At 75.5% G+C, this 1009-nt stretch carries 1 pseudogene; it reads right to left on the reverse strand.

From position 1 onward, the window contains the following. Window positions 1–394: 394 nt before the first annotated feature. Window positions 395–1009 (reverse strand): annotated as a pseudogene (locus HO151_RS06160) (dihydroxyacetone kinase); the annotation flags it as partial.

The following is a 1009-nucleotide window of genomic DNA, read 5'->3' on the forward strand; positions in this document are numbered from 1 at the left end:
CGGCGGCGCGGGCGCGGGCGGTGCTCTCCGCGTACGCCGGTGCCGGTGCCGGTGCCGACGACGGCGCCGAGGGGGTGGTGGCCGCCCGTGTCGCCGAGGCGGAGCGGTTGATGCGGGTGGCGGAGTCGGAGTCGGATGTGCGGGGCTGAGCTTCTGGAGGGGACGGGGGTGGGGTCGTGTTGCGGCTGCGGGTTCGTCGTGGTCCCCCAGCCTTCGGCCGGGAGGTGCCCCCAGGTCGCGCGGTTCCCCGCGCCCCTGAAAAGCCCGGGCCGCCGTAACCCTGAAAAGTGCGGGTCCGCCGTAGCCCTGAAGGTGCGGGTCCGTCGTGGTCCCCCAGCCTTCGGCCGGGAGGTGCCCCCAGGTCGCGCGGTTCCCCGTGCCCCTTCGGGGGCTTCTACTCGACGCCGATCAGCAGGAGGGCGCCCTGGTGGCCGCCCCGGTAGACGATCGTGTCCACGGCCAGGTAGGACTCGCGGACGCGGGCCTCCAGGTGGGTCGCGATCGTGTCCGGGGCCTCGTCGCCCAGGACCAGGGTGACCATCTCGCCGCCCGCCGCGAGCATCCGGTCCAGGACCGTCCCGGCGGTGGCCGCGATGTCGGAGCCGATCACGGCCACGTCCCCCTCGATGAGGCCGAGGACGTCACCGGCCTGGCAGATGCCGGCCATGGTCCAGGACTCGTGTTCGGCGATCTCCACCTCGGCGTACCGGGTGGCTCCCGCGGCGGAGGTCATCGCGACCACGTCCTCGTCGAAGCGCCGCCCGGGCTCGTGCACGGCGAGCGCGGCGATCCCCTGCACCGCGGAGCGCGTGGGGATCAGCGCGACCCGTACGCCCTCGGTCCTGGCCTGCTCGGCCGCCGCCGCGGCGGTGTGCCGCAGCTCGGCGTCGTTCGGCAGCAGCACCACCTCGCGCGCGTGGGCCCGCCGTACCGCCTCGACGAGTTCCCCGCTCGCCGGCGGCTCCCCGGGGCGGGCCAGCACGGTGGTGGCCCCGGCCTCGGCGTAGAG

Source organism: Streptomyces sp. 8P21H-1 (assembly GCF_013302945.1).